The organism is Streptomyces nojiriensis, assembly GCF_017639205.1.
Classification (GTDB): Bacteria; Actinomycetota; Actinomycetes; order Streptomycetales; family Streptomycetaceae; genus Streptomyces; species Streptomyces nojiriensis.
Map to the genome: position 1 here is coordinate 8372554 of NZ_CP071139.1, position 14740 is coordinate 8387293.

The 14740-nt window shown below is 73.7% G+C and carries 13 protein-coding genes; 8 read left to right on the plus strand and 5 right to left on the minus strand.

The window, feature by feature from the left end:
* The first annotated feature begins 106 nt into the window (after positions 1-106).
* The 6 genes from JYK04_RS37805 to JYK04_RS37830 all read left to right on the plus strand — a co-directional run bounded on the left by JYK04_RS37805 (position 107) and on the right by JYK04_RS37830 (position 5934).
* Positions 107-769 (plus strand): hydrolase, encoded by a 663-nt coding sequence (locus JYK04_RS37805; RefSeq protein WP_189744200.1) that lies wholly within the window; start codon positions 107-109, stop codon positions 767-769.
* Between the two features lie 5 nt (positions 770-774).
* Complete coding sequence (locus JYK04_RS37810; RefSeq protein WP_189744202.1) at positions 775-1278, plus strand: DoxX family protein; 504 nt, start codon at positions 775-777, stop codon at positions 1276-1278.
* A 121-nt stretch (positions 1279-1399) separates the two neighbouring features.
* On the plus strand, positions 1400-2230 hold the full coding sequence (locus tag JYK04_RS37815; protein ID WP_189744204.1) for an alpha/beta fold hydrolase: 831 nt from the start codon (positions 1400-1402) through the stop codon (positions 2228-2230).
* Positions 2231-2316: 86 nt separating this feature from the next.
* Positions 2317-3270 (plus strand): alpha/beta hydrolase, encoded by a 954-nt coding sequence (locus JYK04_RS37820; protein WP_189744206.1) that lies wholly within the window; start codon positions 2317-2319, stop codon positions 3268-3270.
* Positions 3267-5183, plus strand: coding sequence for an amidohydrolase (locus JYK04_RS37825; protein WP_189744209.1), 1917 nt, complete (start codon positions 3267-3269; stop codon positions 5181-5183). The genes JYK04_RS37820 and JYK04_RS37825 overlap by 4 nt, the downstream gene beginning before the upstream one ends.
* A 25-nt stretch (positions 5184-5208) precedes the next feature.
* The gene (locus JYK04_RS37830) at positions 5209-5934 is read left to right on the plus strand and encodes a GPR1/FUN34/YaaH family transporter (RefSeq protein WP_189744211.1); all 726 of its coding nucleotides are present in this window, start codon (positions 5209-5211) and stop codon (positions 5932-5934) included.
* A 5-nt stretch (positions 5935-5939) separates the two neighbouring features.
* Here JYK04_RS37830 and JYK04_RS37835 read toward each other — a convergent pair whose 3' ends face one another.
* The 5 genes from JYK04_RS37835 to JYK04_RS37855 all read right to left on the minus strand — a co-directional run bounded on the left by JYK04_RS37835 (position 5940) and on the right by JYK04_RS37855 (position 12558).
* Positions 5940-6896 carry an AraC-like ligand-binding domain-containing protein gene (locus JYK04_RS37835; RefSeq protein WP_189744213.1) on the minus strand — a complete coding sequence of 319 codons (957 nt, stop codon included), beginning with the start codon at positions 6894-6896 and terminating at the stop codon, positions 5940-5942.
* Positions 6897-6986: 90 nt separating this feature from the next.
* Positions 6987-9755: an AAA family ATPase gene (locus JYK04_RS37840; protein WP_189744215.1), complete on the minus strand. Its 2769-nt coding sequence runs from the start codon at positions 9753-9755 to the stop codon at positions 6987-6989.
* 151 nt (positions 9756-9906) lie between these two features.
* Complete coding sequence (locus JYK04_RS37845) at positions 9907-10512, minus strand: GOLPH3/VPS74 family protein (RefSeq protein ID WP_189744216.1); 606 nt, start codon at positions 10510-10512, stop codon at positions 9907-9909.
* A gap of 134 nt (positions 10513-10646) precedes the next feature.
* Positions 10647-11912 (minus strand): iron uptake transporter deferrochelatase/peroxidase subunit, encoded by a 1266-nt coding sequence (gene efeB / locus JYK04_RS37850; RefSeq protein WP_189744218.1) that lies wholly within the window; start codon positions 11910-11912, stop codon positions 10647-10649.
* Positions 11902-12558, minus strand: a complete 657-nt coding sequence (locus JYK04_RS37855; RefSeq protein ID WP_189744220.1) for a molybdopterin-dependent oxidoreductase — start codon at positions 12556-12558, stop codon at positions 11902-11904. The genes efeB and JYK04_RS37855 overlap by 11 nt, the downstream gene beginning before the upstream one ends.
* Positions 12559-12921: 363 nt before the next feature.
* Between JYK04_RS37855 and JYK04_RS37860 the strand changes: the two genes are divergently transcribed.
* Positions 12922-14019: an alpha/beta hydrolase gene (locus JYK04_RS37860; RefSeq protein WP_189744222.1), complete on the plus strand. Its 1098-nt coding sequence runs from the start codon at positions 12922-12924 to the stop codon at positions 14017-14019.
* Between the two features lie 100 nt (positions 14020-14119).
* The gene (locus JYK04_RS37865) at positions 14120-14692 is read left to right on the plus strand and encodes a PadR family transcriptional regulator (RefSeq protein ID WP_189744224.1); all 573 of its coding nucleotides are present in this window, start codon (positions 14120-14122) and stop codon (positions 14690-14692) included.
* The last annotated feature ends 48 nt before the right edge of the window (positions 14693-14740 follow it).

Sequence of the window (14740 nt, forward strand, 5' to 3'; positions counted from 1 at the left end):
AGGAAAGTCGGGTGGCCGGGGCCTGCGTAGTTTCGGGGTGTGCCGGGCCGCGGGATCGCGGACGGCGATATTCCTTATTCCTTGTTTGCTCCGGGAGGACACCCCCATGTTCGACATCAGCAAGGTCCAGGCCGCCCCGAGCGCGGACCTGCTCGCGCCCGACAACGCGGTCATGCTCTTCGTCGACCACCAGCCCCAGATGTTCTTCGGTACCGGCAGCGGTGACCGCGCCGCCATCATCAACAGCACGGTGGGCCTCGCGAAGGCGGCCAAGGCGTTCGACGTGCCGGTCGTGCTGACCACCGTGGCCGCCGAGTCCTTCTCCGGTCCGCTGCTGCCCCAGCTCGCCGACGTGTTCCCCGGGCACGAGGTCATCGACCGTACGTCGATGAACGCCTGGGAGGACGAGGCGCTCGTGGCGGCGGTCAAGGCGACCGGGCGCAAGAAGATCATCCTGTCGGGCCTGTGGACCGAGGTCTGCCTGGTCCTGCCCGCCCTGTCCGCACTGGAGCAGGGCTACGAGGTCTACGTGGTCTCCGACGCCTCCGGAGGCGTCAGCCCGACCGCCCACGAACACGCCGTCCAGCGGATGCTGGCCGCCGGGGCCGTGCCGGTGACCTGGGTACAGGTGCTGCTGGAGCTCCAGCGCGACTGGGCGCGCCAGGAGACGTACGGCGCCGTCATGGAGGTAGTCAAGGCCCACGCCGGCGCCTACGGCCTCGGCGTCGTCTACGCGCAGGCCGTCATCGGCGAGCACGCGGCCGGCTGACCCCTTTGGACACCGGCATCCTGATACTGCGTCTGCTGGTGGGCCTGCTCGTCGCCGCCCACGGGGTGCAGAAGATCAGCCGGCACCTGGGCGGCAACGGCCTCGACGGCGGCGCGCGCGAGTTCCGCGCCGACGGTTTCCGCGGCGGCGTCCTCACCGCCCTAGCGGCGGGCGGCGGCCAGATCGGATCGGGCCTCCTGCTGGCCGCCGGCCTGCTGACCCCGCTCGCCGCGACCGGCGTCATCGGGGTCATGACCGTCGCCCTCACCGTGAAGTGGCCCGGCGGCCTCTGGGTGCAGAACGACGGCTACGAGTACCCCCTAGTGCTGATCGTCACCGCCGCCGCGCTCGCGGCCACCGGGCCCGGCGCCTTCTCCCTCGACGCGGCGACCGGCCTCACCCCGTACCCGCTGTGGTGGACCGCCCCCGTACTCGCGGCGGGCGTCGGCAGCGGCCTGCTCACCCGGCTCGTCCTGCACCGCGCCCCGGACGCCGCCGACCACGGCTGAGCCCCCCCGCCGCACGGACCGGGCCCGGCCGTCCGCGCATACCCCTGTGCGCCGGCCGGCCGGGCCCACCCGGCCCCACACCCACACCACCCGTACACATCCGACAGAGGAGCACCACCCCATGCCGTACATCAAGGTCGCGGAAGGCCGCACCGCCCCCGTCGAGCTCTACTACGAGGACCACGGCACCGGACAGCCGGTCGTGCTGATCCACGGCTGGCCGCTGAGCGGGGCCTCCTGGGAGAAGCAGACCGCCGCCCTGCTCGCCGCCGGCCACCGGGTCGTCACCTACGACCGGCGCGGCTTCGGCCGCTCCGACCAGCCCGCGGACGGCTACGACTACGACACCTTCGCCGCCGACCTGAACGAGGTCCTCACCGCTCTCGACCTGCGCGACGCCGTCCTGGTCGGCTTCTCCATGGGCACCGGCGAAGTGACCCGCTACCTCGGCACCTACGGCAGCGGGCGCATCGCCAAGGCCGTCATGATCGGGGTGGTGCCGCCGTTCCTGCTCAAGACGGACGACAACCCCGGCGGGGTGGACGGCGGCGTCTTCAAGGGCATCGAGGAGGCCATCACCGCCGACCGCTTCGCCTTCATGACCTCCTTCTTCGCCGACTTCTACAACGTGGACGTCCTCGGCGGCGAGCGCATCAGCGAGGAGGCCGTCCGCGCCGGTTGGAACGTGGCCGTCGGCGCCTCCGCCCAGGGCACCCTCGACTGCGTCCAGGCCTGGCTCACCGACTTCCGCGCCGACCTGCCCCGCATCGACGTGCCCACGCTCATCATCCACGGCGACGCCGACCGCACCCTGCCCATCGAGGCCACGGCGATCCCCCTGGCGAAGAGCATCGCCGGCGCGCAGCTCACGGTCGTCCCCGGCGGCCCGCACGGCCTGACCTGGACCCACGCCGCCGAGGTCAACACCGCCCTGCTCGCCTTCCTCCGCTGAGCACGAGCACGAGCACGACCACGGCCACGAGCACGACCACGGCCCCGGCCACCAGCCCCCGACACCCCCACCGAAGGAGAGCACCCATGTCCGACGAGCCGGTACTCGAACCCGCCGCCCAGGCCTTCGCCCACGCCACCGCCCAGCCGCCGTACCTGTACCAGATCCCCGTCGCCGACGGCCGCAAGGCCGTGGACGACGTGCAGAGCGGCGAGGGCGTCGCCCTTCCCGCCGTCGACGAGGAATGGATCACCGTCCAGGGCGGCCCCGCCGGCGACGTCCGCACCCGGATCGTGCGCCCCCGCGGCGCCACCGGCCCGTTGCCCGTCGTCCTCTACCTGCACGGCGCGGGCTGGGTCTTCGGCAATGCCCACACCCACGACCGGCTGGTCCGCGAACTGGCCGTCGGCGCGCGGGCGGCCGTGGTCTTCCCCGAGTACGACCCGTCGCCCGAGGCCCGCTACCCGGTCGCCATCGAGCAGAACTACAGCGTCGCCCAGTGGGTGGCCCGCGAGGGACACCACAGGGACCTCGACGGCTCCAGGATCGCCGTCGCGGGCGACTCGGTCGGCGGCAACATGAGCGCCGCCCTCACCCTCATGGCGAAGCAGCGCGGCGACGTCCGCATCCTCCACCAGGTCCTCTTCTACCCGGTCACCGACGCGGCCTTCGACACCGACTCCTACGCGCAGTTCGCCGAGGGCTACTTCCTGCGCCGCGACGCCATGCGCTGGTTCTGGGACCAGTACACGACCGACGCGGCCGAGCGGGCGCAGATCACCGCCTCCCCGCTGCGCGCCTCCCTCGACCAGCTCACCGGACTGCCGCCCGCCCTGGTCATCACCGCCGAGGCCGACGTCCTGCGCGACGAGGGCGAGGCGTACGCCGCCCGGCTGCGCGCCGCCGGGGTCCCGGTCACGGCCCTGCGCGTCCTGGGCACCATCCACGACTTCGTCATGCTGAACGCGCTGCGCGAGACGCGGGCCGCGTCGCTCGCGATCGGCCAGGCCGTCGAGACCCTGCGCGAGGCCCTGGCATGACGGCCCCGGCCGGTACGACGAGCATGCCCGTGGCCGGCGTGGGCCCCGCCCGCCGCCCGGACGATCCGGCGGCCGGGCGCCCGGCCGCCGACCTGCTCGTGCGCAACGCGAAGGTGTACACCGGGGACCCGGCCCGGCCCGGGGCCCGCGCCGTCGCGATCCGCGACGGCCGGATCGTGGCCCTCGGCGACGACCACGACCTCGCCGGGCTCGTGGGCCCGGAGACCCGGGTGGTCGACGCCCTGGGCCGCCGGGTGGTCCCCGGGCTGAACGACTCGCACCTGCACGTCATCCGGGGCGGCCTGAACTACGTACTGGAGCTGCGCTGGGACGGCGTACGCAGCCTGCGGCAGGCGCTGGACATGCTGCGCGAGCAGGCCGGCCGCACCCCCAAGGGCCAGTGGATCCGGGTCGTCGGCGGCTGGACCGCCGAACAGTTCGCCGAACGCCGGATGCCGACCGTGGCCGAGCTGAACGCCGCCGCGCCCGACACCCCGGTGTTCGTCCTGCACCTCTACCAGTCGGCGCTGATGAACCGGGCGGCCGTGCGGGCCGCCGGATTCACCCGTGAGACCCCCGACCCGCGCGGCGGGCAGATCGTCCGGGGCCACGGCGGCGAGCCCACCGGGATCCTCCTGGCGGCGCCGAGCGCGCTCGTCCTGTACTCCACCCTGGCCAAGGCCCCGACCCTGGACGCGGCCGACCGGCGGACCTCGACGCGGCACTTCCTGCGCGAGCTGAACCGCTTCGGGCTGACCTCGGCGGTCGACGCCGCCGGCGGCTTCCAGAACTTCCCCGACGACTACGCCACCGTCATCGACCTGGCCCGGTCGGGGGAGCTCTCGCTGCGCATCACCTACCACCTGTTCCCGCAGACCGCCGGGCAGGAGCTCGCCGACCTGAAACGCTGGACCGAGACCGTCAAGCCGGGGGACGGCGACGAGTGGCTGCGCCTCGGCGGCGCCGGCGAGAACCTGACGTGGGCGGCCGCCGACTTCGAGAACTTCTCCGAGCCCCGCCCGGAGCTCGCCGCGGGGTACGAGGCCGAGTTCGAGCAGGCCGTCCGGCTGCTGATGGAGAACGGCTGGGGCTTCCGGCTCCACGCCACCTACGACGAGACGATCCGCCGCGACCTGGCGGTCTTCGAGAAACTCGCCGCCGAAGGGCTCTTCCCCGGCGGGAACCGCTGGCTCTTCGACCACGCCGAGACCGTCTCGGCCGACAGCCTCGACCGCATCGCCGCCCTCGGCGGCGCCCTCTCCGTGCAGAACCGGATGTCATTCCAGGGGGCCGCCTTCCTCGACCGCTACGGCGCCGAGGCCGCCTCCCACGCCCCGCCCGTGCGCGCCATGCTCGACCGGGGCCTCACCGTCGCCGCCGGCACCGACGCCACGCGCGTGTCCTCGTACAACCCGTGGGTCTGCCTGCACTGGCTGGTCACCGGCCGCACCGTGGGCGGTACGCCGCTCCACCCGGCCGGGACCTCCGTCGACAGGGAGACCGCGCTCGGCCTCTACACCCGCGGCGGCGCCCGGCTCACCGGCGAGGAGGACGTCAAGGGCGTCCTGCGGGAGGGCTGTTACGGCGACCTCACGATCCTGTCGGAGGACTACTTCACCGTGTCCGAGGCCGCGATCCCCGGCATCGAGTCCGTGTGCACGGTCGTCGGCGGCCGCATCGTGTACGCGACCGCCGAGTACGAGGGCCTGGACGAGCCCCTCCCGCCGGTCAGCCCGCAGTGGGCGCCGGTGGCCCGCTTCGGCGGGTACCGGGCGGGCGGCGGCGTACGCCAGGCCGAGCTGACGGCCGAGGCCGTCGCCGAGTCCGAACAGCACCGGCTGTGGCGGGCGGCGCGCGGATCGGCGCCGGGGACGCCGCCGCAGCCCTTCGTCGACCCGTGCTTCGCGCACTGACCCACGGAACAGGGGAACCCACCAGATGAGTACAGTCCCGGGCGACACCGCCGCGGGCGGCCCGGACGCGGCACCGCCCGGGCGCCGCCACGAACCGGACCTCCGGGCGATGACACGGATCAACCTGCACCCCATTGCCTCACCCATGCCACTGGGCTTCTTCACGGTGGCGATCGCCTCCGTGATGACGGGCTGCCTGCAGCTCGGGGTCCTCGAGGCCGCCGACCGCCGGGCCGTCGCCCTGTGCGTACTGCCCGCCTTCGCCCTCCAACTCCTGGTGAGCTTCCTCGCGTTCGGCGCCCGGGACGTGATCGCGGCCACGCTCATGGGCACGTTCGCCGGCAGCTGGCTGGCGTACGCCCTCGTGACGGGCACCGGCGCGGCCGGCGGCCACCGGGTGCTGGGCGTGTTCAACCTGGCGCTGCTGTGCTTCGGGGCGCTGATGGCGCTCGTGACCCGGCCCAAGCGGGCCCTGTGGCTGGTCATCGTGGTCTCCCTGCCCCGCTGGGCGGCCACCGGCCTGGCCGGGCTGACCGGGGCCGAGTGGCTCGGACGGCTGGCGGGAGGCCTCGGCCTCCTGGTGGCCCTCGCCGCCGCCTACGCCGCCTTCGCCCTGATGCTGGAGGACATGCGCGGCGAACAGGTGCTGCCCATCGGCCGCAGCGGCCCCGCCCACACCGCGGTCGAGGGGGACCTCGTCGTCCAACTGCGGAACCTGGAACGCCAGGCGGGGGTACGGCGCACCCTGTGACCCGGTCATTCGCCCCGGGCGCCGCACTGCCACTCCCGGGGCGACATGCCGTAGGCGGCGCGAAAGGCGCGGCTGAAGTGGGACGGGTTGGTGAACCCCCAGCGCTGCGCGACCGCGGTGACCGCCGGCGCCGACCCCGACCGCCGCGACAGGTCGCGCCGGCACCGCTCCAGCCGCTCCTGCCGGATCCAGCGGCCCACCGTGGTCCCCTCCGGCTGGAAGAGCTTGTGCAGGTACCGCACCGAGATGTGGTGCGCGGCCGCGATGCGCTCCGGCGAGAGATCGGGGTCGGACAGGCAGGTGAGGACGTACGCCTTGACGCGCGCCAGCATGCCGCGGGCCGTGTCCGAGGCGTACGGATCCAGCCGCCCCTGCCGCTCGCGCACCAGCACGGCCAGCAGGTCCATCGCCGTCATGGCCAGCTGCTGCCCCGTGTACGCGTCGAAGCCGGAGGCCCGTTCGGCCAGCCGCCTCAGGAAGCCCGCGACCAGCCCGGAGGTCCCGCCATCACCGCTGAAGACCGTGCCGGTGACCGCCCGCAGATCCGACTCCGGCACGCCCAGCCCGCTCTTGGGGACCCGGATCGCCGTGAAGCGGAAGTGGTCCGGCTGCTCCCGTTCGTACGGACGTCCGGCGTCCGGGCAGGTGAAGGTCCCGGGCCCGACCAGGGCCCGGCGGCCGTCCTGGGTCAGCCGCGCGGTACCGGTGTGCTGGAAGGTGACGGTGAGGAACTCCTCCCCGCCCCGGGAGATCAGCCGCCGGTCGCGCGACACGCTCTGCCGGCCCGCCTGGACCGCCGAGATCTGCAGGGGGCCGAGACGTTCGCTGGTGATGCTCCATGCGGACGGCACGGGCTCGTGCAGGGTGACGTCGAGCGGGATGAACGTCTCCGACACCAGGTTGTGCCAGTAGTCCGCCCGTTCGTACGGGGACAGCAGCGAGGTGGTGAATACGACGCTCATGGGAACTCCGAGGGGGGTGGGGCGTTTTCCTCCACCCAGTCTCGGAACGACCGGCGCCGCTGCCATCCGTCACATGACTTGCCCCGTGCCTCAGTCGCCCGACTCCGGCTCCACCACGTCCCGCAGCCGGCCGCGCGAGCTGACGCCCAGCACCGGGAAGGCCTGGTAGAGGTGCGTGCCGACGGTCCGCGGGGAGAGGAACAGACGCTCACCGATCTCGCGGTTGGTCAGGCCCTGGGCCGCCAGCCGGACGATCCGCTGACGCTGCGGCGTCAGGGTCCGGAACGCGCTGCGCGGGGCGGGGGCGACGGCCACGCCGGCCGCGCGCAGCTCGGCCTGGGCCCGCTCGCTCCAGTGCACCGCCCCCAGCCCCTCGAAGATCTCACGGGCCTTGACCAGGGCGGCCCGGGCCTCGGCGATCCGGCGCTGCCTGCGCAGCCACTCCCCGTACTCCAGCCAGGTCTGGGCATGTTCGAACGGCCAGCGGTGGCCGGCCGGGTCGGCCAGCGCGCTCTCGAAGAACGGGCCGGCCTCGGCCGGATCGGCGAGCAGCGCCCGGGCCCGGTCCAGGACCTGCCGCAGCCGGACGGAGCCCCCGCCGCCGACCACGGCGGTGACCTGCTCCAGGGCGGCGAAGGCGTCCTCGGCGCGGCCGACGAGCACGGCGGCCGCCGCGTGGTCGGCGACGGCGTAGCACGACAGGTGGTAGTGGACGGGTGCCCCCTCCCCGTCGAACAGGGCGCGGAAGTGCCGGAAGGCCGAGGCGTGGTCACCGAGCGCCGTGGCGGCGAGCCCGGCCGCCCGGCGGGCCCGGACGACGGCGCCGAGCACCCCGGCCGGCTCGGTGACGGCGAGGGCGGCCGTCGCGTGCCGTACGGCGAGCTCCGGTTCGCCGGTGAGCGCGCACAGGGTGGCCAGGACGGTCAGCGCCCGCGCGGAGCCGTGCGTGTGGACACCGTCCAGGAACCGGCCGGCGAGCCGCTCGACACCGAGCCGGGCGTCCGCCCAGCGGCCCCGGTCGAGATTGGCCCAGGCCAGATCGGCGGCGGTCATCCCCGAGTGGAAGGCGTCGGCGTCCTCCCATTGCGGGTTGGCCACCTCGCGGAGCAGGCTCACCGCCGTCTCGGTCTCGTCGAGGATCATGCAGAGCACGCCGAGCGTGTGGTTCTCGGTGGGCGCGCGGCCCGGCGCGGAGGTGACGGCGGGCAGGTGGGACCGGACCAGGCCGCCCTTGCCGAAGGGGTCCGTGACACCGGCGTCCCACAGGTGGAACGGATGCGGCGGCGCCGGATCCGTCAGGGCGCGGCCGGCCAGCAGCCGCAGCACGCGCTCGCGCTGGACGGGACTGCCCGAGTGGTAGGCGATCCCGGTGAGGATCGTGGAACTGCCCTCGTCGAGCTGCGCCACGTCGGGCAGGCCGTCGGGGGCGATCAGGGCGAACGCCCGCTCCATCCGCATCATCAGCATCTCCACCAGGGCGGTGAGCGCCGATATCCAGGGCGTTGCCGCCGGGTCCTCGTTGACCGAGGCCGCCTTCGCCGCGAGCTCCTCCGCCCGGTCGATGTCGCCGGTCAGGACGCCCGCGTACGCCGCCGTCGTCAGCAGCCGGGTCTGCTCGGCAGGGCTGGGGTTCAGCTGGGCGCACCGTTCCAGACCGGCCAGGGCCTCGGCGAGGGCGCCGCGGGCGAACGCGCGCATGGCGGTGGCCTCCAGCGCGGCCGACACCGCCGCGTCCGGCTCCACCGTGGCGGCCGACAACTGCCAGGCCCGGCGGTCGGGATCACCGTCGAGCGAGGCCGCCAGCGCCAGGTGGGTCCGCCGGCGCTCGGCGAACGGGGCGGCTCCGTAGATCGCGGAGCGGACCAGGGGATGCCGGAAGTCGATGCGGTCGCTGTGCAGCCGGACCAGCCCCGCCCGCTCCGCGGGCAGCCAGACGTCCATGTCCGTGCCGGGCGGCAGGGCGGCCAGTACACCGGCCGGCCCGACGCCCTCGGCCGCCGCCGCGACCAGCAGCGCGGCCCGCGTCGCCACGGGCAGCTCGTCCACCTGGGCGGCGAAGGTCCGCTCCAGCAGATCGGTGACCGGGAGATGACCGGCCGCGTGGAGTCCGGCCGCGTGGAGTCCGGCCGCGTGGAGTCCGGCCGCCTGTGGCCCGTCCGCCCGGAGCGCGCCTTCGCGGGCCGCCGAGCGCGAAAGCTCCACCAGGGCCAGCGGGTTGCCCGCGGCGGTGTCCAGCACACGGCGCCGGGCGGCTCCCAGGGGCGGATCCGGCTGCGCGCCGATCAGCTCCTCGGCCTCGTCCGGCGACAGCGCGGGCACCTCCAGCTCCGGGACCGACCGGTCCAGCCACTCCGGCCGGCACGTACCGCGCGAGGCGACGAGCAGCCCGATCGGCTCGCCCGCGAGACGCCGGGCGAGGAACCCCAGGACCTGGCAGCTCCCGGGGTCGATCCACTGGGCGTCGTCGACGGCGAGCAGTACCCGCCCGGCCGAGGCGACGTGCGAGACCAGGGTCAGTACGGCCAGGCTCATCATCATGGGGTCCGGCGGCGTCGGGTCGTCGCCCAGGCCGAAGGCGGCCATCAGGGCGCCGTGCTGACGGACCGGCAGGTCGTCGGCCCGGTCCAGCACGGGCAGCAGCAGCTGGTGCAACCCCGCGAAGGCCAGCTCGGTCTCCGCCGCGTTGCCGCGCACCCGCAGCACCCGGGTCCCCGCCGCGAGCGCGTCGTCGGCGGTCATGTCCAACAGCAGGGTCTTGCCGACCCCGGGCTCCCCGAGCAGCAGCAGCGACGCGCTGGCCGCCCGCGGTGACAACGCGGCGGCGATGGCCGCCCGTTCTTCCTGACGCCCGATCAACACGATTGTTCCGAACCTTCTCAGCAGGAGGACATCCGCCGTTCGTACACAGGGGCGGACGGCACTCCGGCGAGCATAGTCGGGCCGTGCCATGGTTCTGACCGGGCGTAACGCACGTCACGGACGCCCGTGGGCCGCACGGCGCCCGGGCGTATCAGGGGCCGCGCCAGATGTTGGCGAACGCCGCGTTCTCGATGGTCCGCCGCTGCCGTACGGCCTCCAGCTCCATCACCGCGTCGCTGACGACGGCCAGGACGGTCGTCACCGCCTCGTCCCCCGGGCGCGGTTCGGCCTCGGGGTCACCACTGCCGATGCCCACGACCGAGGCGAGGGCGGCGAGGACGGGCTCTTCCTCCTCCTGGCGGCTCAGCGCCCGGCGGCGGGCGGGCGTATCGGCCACCTCCATACGGTCGCTCCCGAAGGGCAGCAGGCCGCGCCGTCCCCGCGTCAGCTCACCGGCTTCCTCCAGAGCGGCCTGGTACGCCGCGGACAGATCACGCCCGCGGCGCCACAGCCAGTCGTCGACCCGCTCGTACGGCATCTGGCGGGTGAGCGCCGACGCGGCCTCGGCCAGCAGGGGGTCGTGCAGTTCCTGCTCCCCGCCGGGCACGATGCGGTCGCCGTCCAGTGCGGCGGCCTGCGCGTCGAGAAGGTCGATCAGCTCGGCTCCCGCGAGGGCGAGCGACAGGTCGCCCTGCCCGACGGAACGGTCCGGCGGCGGGTCCATGGCGATGATGAACAGGTCTTTCGCCGTGCTCATGAACGGCTCCCCTCGCGGTCGTCGGAAGGCGCGGATACCGGGGGCCAGCCGGCCGCAGGGACCAGCTGATCACCTTCCTATGGTCGCACCAACGCCCGCGACGGCCCGCTGGTTCCCGGATCCACCCGGACGGCCTAGATCTCCAGCAGGGCCTGGGCGACGTAGCCGCCCGGCCGGACGCCGCCGGGGACCACGAACAGCGACGAGGCCTCGTGGACCAGGTACCGGCCGAGGGCGTCGCCGCGGGCGAGGCGCTGCTGGACGGGCACGAAGCCGGTGCGGGGGTCGGACTGCCAGGCCACGAAGAGCATCCCGGCGTCCGGCGTGCCGTCCGCGCGCAGGCCGTCGTAGTACGACCAGCCGCGGCGCAGCATCGTCGCGCCGCCGTTGGCGCCGGGGGCGGCCAGCCGGATGTGTGCGTTGTGCGCGATCACCGGGACGCCGTCCGGGCGGTTGGCCGTGAGGTCGGGGGCGGTGTGTTCACCGCCGCCGGTGAGGGGGGAGCCGTCGGCGGCGCGGCGTCCGAGGGCCTGTTCCCGGTGCTCCTGCGGGAGGGTGTCCCAGTGGTCGAGGAGCATCCGGATCCGGCGGACCACCACGTACGAGCCGCCCGCCAGCCACGGCGGCGCACCGGGGGCGGTCACGAGGATCCGGTCGCGCGCGGCGGCATCGGCGGGGGAGGGGTTGGCGGTGCCGTCGAGCTGTCCCATGAGGTTGCGGTGCGTGGGCGCGGTGCGGCCGGGCACCGGCGCGGTGGTGAACCCGGACATCACCCAGCGGGTCTTCGCCTCACCGTGCGCCAGGCGCTGCACGGTGCGCAGGGCGTGCAGGCAGACGAGCGGGTCGTCGGCGGCGATCTGGACGAACAGGTCGCCGTCCCCGCGGGCCGGGTCGAGCCGGTCGTCGGGGAAGGCGGGCAGCGGTGCGAGTGCCTCGGGTCGGGCCGCGGCCAGGCCCACCCGGTCGAAGAAGCTCGCGCCGAAACCGAAGGTGAGGGTGAGCGAGGCGGGTCCGGCGCCCAGCGCGACGCCGGTGTCGGCGGCCCGGGAACCCGGCGGGCTGATCTCCTCACCGACCGGTTCGCCGCGGGTGAGGCGCTGGGCGGCGGTGCTCCAGCGCAGCAGGAGCGCGGCGGCCCGGCCCCGGTCGGTCCGCGCCCCGAAATCGAAGGCGGCCAGGTGGGCGTGGGTCTGGCGGGGGTGGAGGATCCCGGCCTGCTGCGGGCCGTGGAAGGGGACGGTGGCACGGGCGCCGCCGCTCGGCGCGGCCGGGGACTCGCGCACGGTGGCCGCGACGAGGGCGCCGCCGCCCGCCGCGGCCCCGAAGCCGGCGGCGCCGAGCAGCGCGCGCCGGGTCAGGGGCCTCCGGCGGCCCGGCGCTCCGGAGGCCTCAGTGGGCACCGTCGACCACCGGATCGACGGTGCCGACCCACAGCTGGTTCAGTTCCGAGACGTAGCGGCCGCCGCGGGTGTCCTGCGGGACGACCAGGCGCGGGCCGGCCGAGTCCTCGAAGGCCGTCCCGTCCTCGGAAACGGCCAGCAGGATCTGGGACTTGGCGAATCCCGGATCGAGTTCGGCCCATGCGAAGACCGCGCGGTAGTCGCCGCCGCCGGTGGCCGCGACCACCCCGCGCAACTGCCCGTTCTTCTTGGTCTGGTCGAAGCGCGGCTGGGCCGCCTTCAGCACCTCGTGCAGCAGCACGCCCTGGTAGGTGTGCTTCTGGTCCCCCTTGGCGCTGATGAACTCCACCGAGGCCTCGGCCCGGGGCAGCTTGCGCAGGTCGGCCAGGGTGACGGTGTACGGCTTGTCGACCTCGCCCGCTATACGTACCTCACCCGGCTTGATCGGAGCCGACGAGCCGTTGGGCGAGGCCGACGCGGATGCGGACGCGGATGCCGGCGCCGGGGCGGACGAGGCGGCCGCGTCCTTCGGGTCGTCGGCCGTGCCACAGGAGGTGATCAGCAGGGCGGTGGCGGCGGCACACACGCGTGCCACGCGTCGCGATGCCCGGCCCGCGCATCTGCGGCGGTCTTCGTCCTGCGTCATACGGATCTCCTGGTCAGCGACTGCCGTACCCCGAGGCCAGAACGTCTGTCGAACGCATCTGCAAGGCGAATCGGCATATGGAATGTAATTTGCCGCGTGAAACATACATGAGAACTGTCAAATGCCAACAGCGTCGGAAAGGGATTCCGTACCGGGATCCAGGCAGCCTTCGCCGCCCCATGTGGCATTGCACAAAGGGGAGCCGAGCCGGACGTGCCATTTCCGTTCCGGCTCGGTCGAAGCCACAAAGGCGAGGGAGGGAACGCGTGGCCCGCTCCGTCCCTCTTGCCTGGTGCGCCACCGACTGGTAGCGCTCCGGACCCGAGCGTCCGGACGGGTACGGCACAGAGGGTTCACTGATTCATGGGTCTGACGAGTGGCACGCTCATGGCGGGCGTCGCATTGTGCACGGCGCTGCTGTTCGCCCTCACGGTATGGCTGTGGCCCCGGCTCGGGCGCCCGGGCGCCCGCCGGGTGCTGGGGCGCGTCGGGCTGCTCGTGCTCGTCCAGGTGTCGGTCCTCGCCACGGTCGGCGCCGCGGCCAACCGCACCTTCCTCCTCTACGACTCCTGGGCCGACCTCGCCGGCACGAAGCAGCATGCCCCGGCCGTCCCGGGCGGCGCAGCCGTGGAGGTGCTGGGCCGGCAGGCCCCGGAGGTGCCCGGCGGCCGGAACCCGCAGGTGGGCGGAGTGATCGAGAAGGTGACGATCCACGGCGAGCGGTCCCGGGCCGCCGCCGAGGCGTACGTGTACCTGCCGCCGGAGTACTTCGACAAGAGGGACGGGCAGCGCAGGTTCCCGGCCGCCGTCGTCCTCACCGGCTACCCGGGCATGGCCGAGAACCTCATCAAGAAGCTCCACTACCCGAGGCTTGCGTGGAGCCTGGCGAAGCAGAAGCGCATGCAGCCGATGATCCTGGTGATGATGCGGCCCACCATCGCCGCGCCCAACACCCAGTGCGTCGACGTGCCCGGGGGCCCGCAGAGCGAGGCCTTCTTCGGCGCTGACGTCGTCAAGGCGGTCTCCGGTACCTACCGCGTGGGCACCTCGCCGCGGAGCTGGGGCATCATCGGCGATTCCACCGGGGGCTACTGCGCCCTGAAGATGACGGTGCAGCACCCGGAGGCGTACGCGGTCGGCGTGGGCCTGTCGGCGGAGTACCGGCCCGAGATCGACAAGGACTCCGGCGACCTGTTCAAGGGGAACAAGGACGAGGAGAAGCGGTCCGACCTGCTGTGGCACCTGGACCACCAGCCGCAGGGGAACTCCTCGTTCCTGGTGACCTCTTCGCTGCGGGGCGAGCCGAACTACGGCGAGACACAGGAGTTCATCCGCAAGGTGAAAGCACCCGCGCACGTCTCGTCGATCATCCTCGACAGCGGCGGCCACAGCTTCAACACCTGGCTGCGGGAGATCCCGCCGGCGCTCGTCTGGACCGGCGCGCGGCTCACCGCCGAGTGAGGCGGCGGCATCCGGCGGCGTCCCCCGCACCCGGGTGAGCCGCGTCTCACCTGACCCCCGCCGCTTGTCTATGCAACGAGTTGCATAGAAAGATCGGGGCATGGCGCTCGACCACGCGATCCTCGTCTCCCTGCTGGAGAAGCCGGGCTCCGGCTATGAGCTGGCCCGCCGGTTCGACCGGTCCATCGGCTACTTCTGGACCGCCACCCACCAGCAGATCTACCGCGTCCTGGGACGCATGGAGGGCAACGGGCTGCTCGCCGTCCGCGAGGTGCCGCAGCAGGGCCGGCCGGACAAGAAGGAGTACTCCGTCGCCGGCCCCGGCCGCACCGCCCTCGCCCAGTGGCTGCACGAGCCGATCGAGCCCGAGAGCCTCCGCCACGACCTCGCCGTCAAGATCCGCGGGGCGGCCTTCGACGACCCGGCCGCACTGATCCACGAGGTCGAGCGGCACCACCGGGCGCACAGCGACCGGCTGGCCCGCTATCTCGCCGGTGAACTGCGCGACTTCACCGGGCCGGACGCCCCCGCACCGCTCGACGCCGGTCAGGAGCTCCAGTACGTCGTGCTGCGCGGCGGCATCGCGTTCGAGCGGATGACGATCGCCTGGCTCGACGACGTCCTCGCCACGCTCCACCGGCTCGGCGGGGGCCCGCCGACCGCCACCGCCTGAACCCCGTGGCGCCGCGGCGGCCGCCCGCGCCCCGCGCCCCTGCCGCAC

Bases quoted from the DNA above. Each gene is read 5' to 3' on its own strand.
- JYK04_RS37805 (WP_189744200.1), top strand. From the start codon at position 107: ATGTTCGACATCAGCAAGGTCCAGGCCGCCCCGAGCGCGGACCTGCTC.
- JYK04_RS37815 (WP_189744204.1), top strand. From the start codon at position 1,400: ATGCCGTACATCAAGGTCGCGGAAGGCCGCACCGCCCCCGTCGAGCTC.
- JYK04_RS37820 (WP_189744206.1), top strand. From the start codon at position 2,317: ATGTCCGACGAGCCGGTACTCGAACCCGCCGCCCAGGCCTTCGCCCAC.
- JYK04_RS37825 (WP_189744209.1), top strand. From the start codon at position 3,267: ATGACGGCCCCGGCCGGTACGACGAGCATGCCCGTGGCCGGCGTGGGC.
- JYK04_RS37830 (WP_189744211.1), top strand. From the start codon at position 5,209: ATGAGTACAGTCCCGGGCGACACCGCCGCGGGCGGCCCGGACGCGGCA.
- JYK04_RS37835 (WP_189744213.1), bottom strand. From the start codon at position 6,896: ATGAGCGTCGTATTCACCACCTCGCTGCTGTCCCCGTACGAACGGGCG.
- JYK04_RS37845 (WP_189744216.1), bottom strand. From the start codon at position 10,512: ATGAGCACGGCGAAAGACCTGTTCATCATCGCCATGGACCCGCCGCCG.
- JYK04_RS37855 (WP_189744220.1), bottom strand. From the start codon at position 12,558: ATGACGCAGGACGAAGACCGCCGCAGATGCGCGGGCCGGGCATCGCGA.
- JYK04_RS37860 (WP_189744222.1), top strand. From the start codon at position 12,922: ATGGGTCTGACGAGTGGCACGCTCATGGCGGGCGTCGCATTGTGCACG.
- JYK04_RS37865 (WP_189744224.1), top strand. From the start codon at position 14,120: ATGGCGCTCGACCACGCGATCCTCGTCTCCCTGCTGGAGAAGCCGGGC.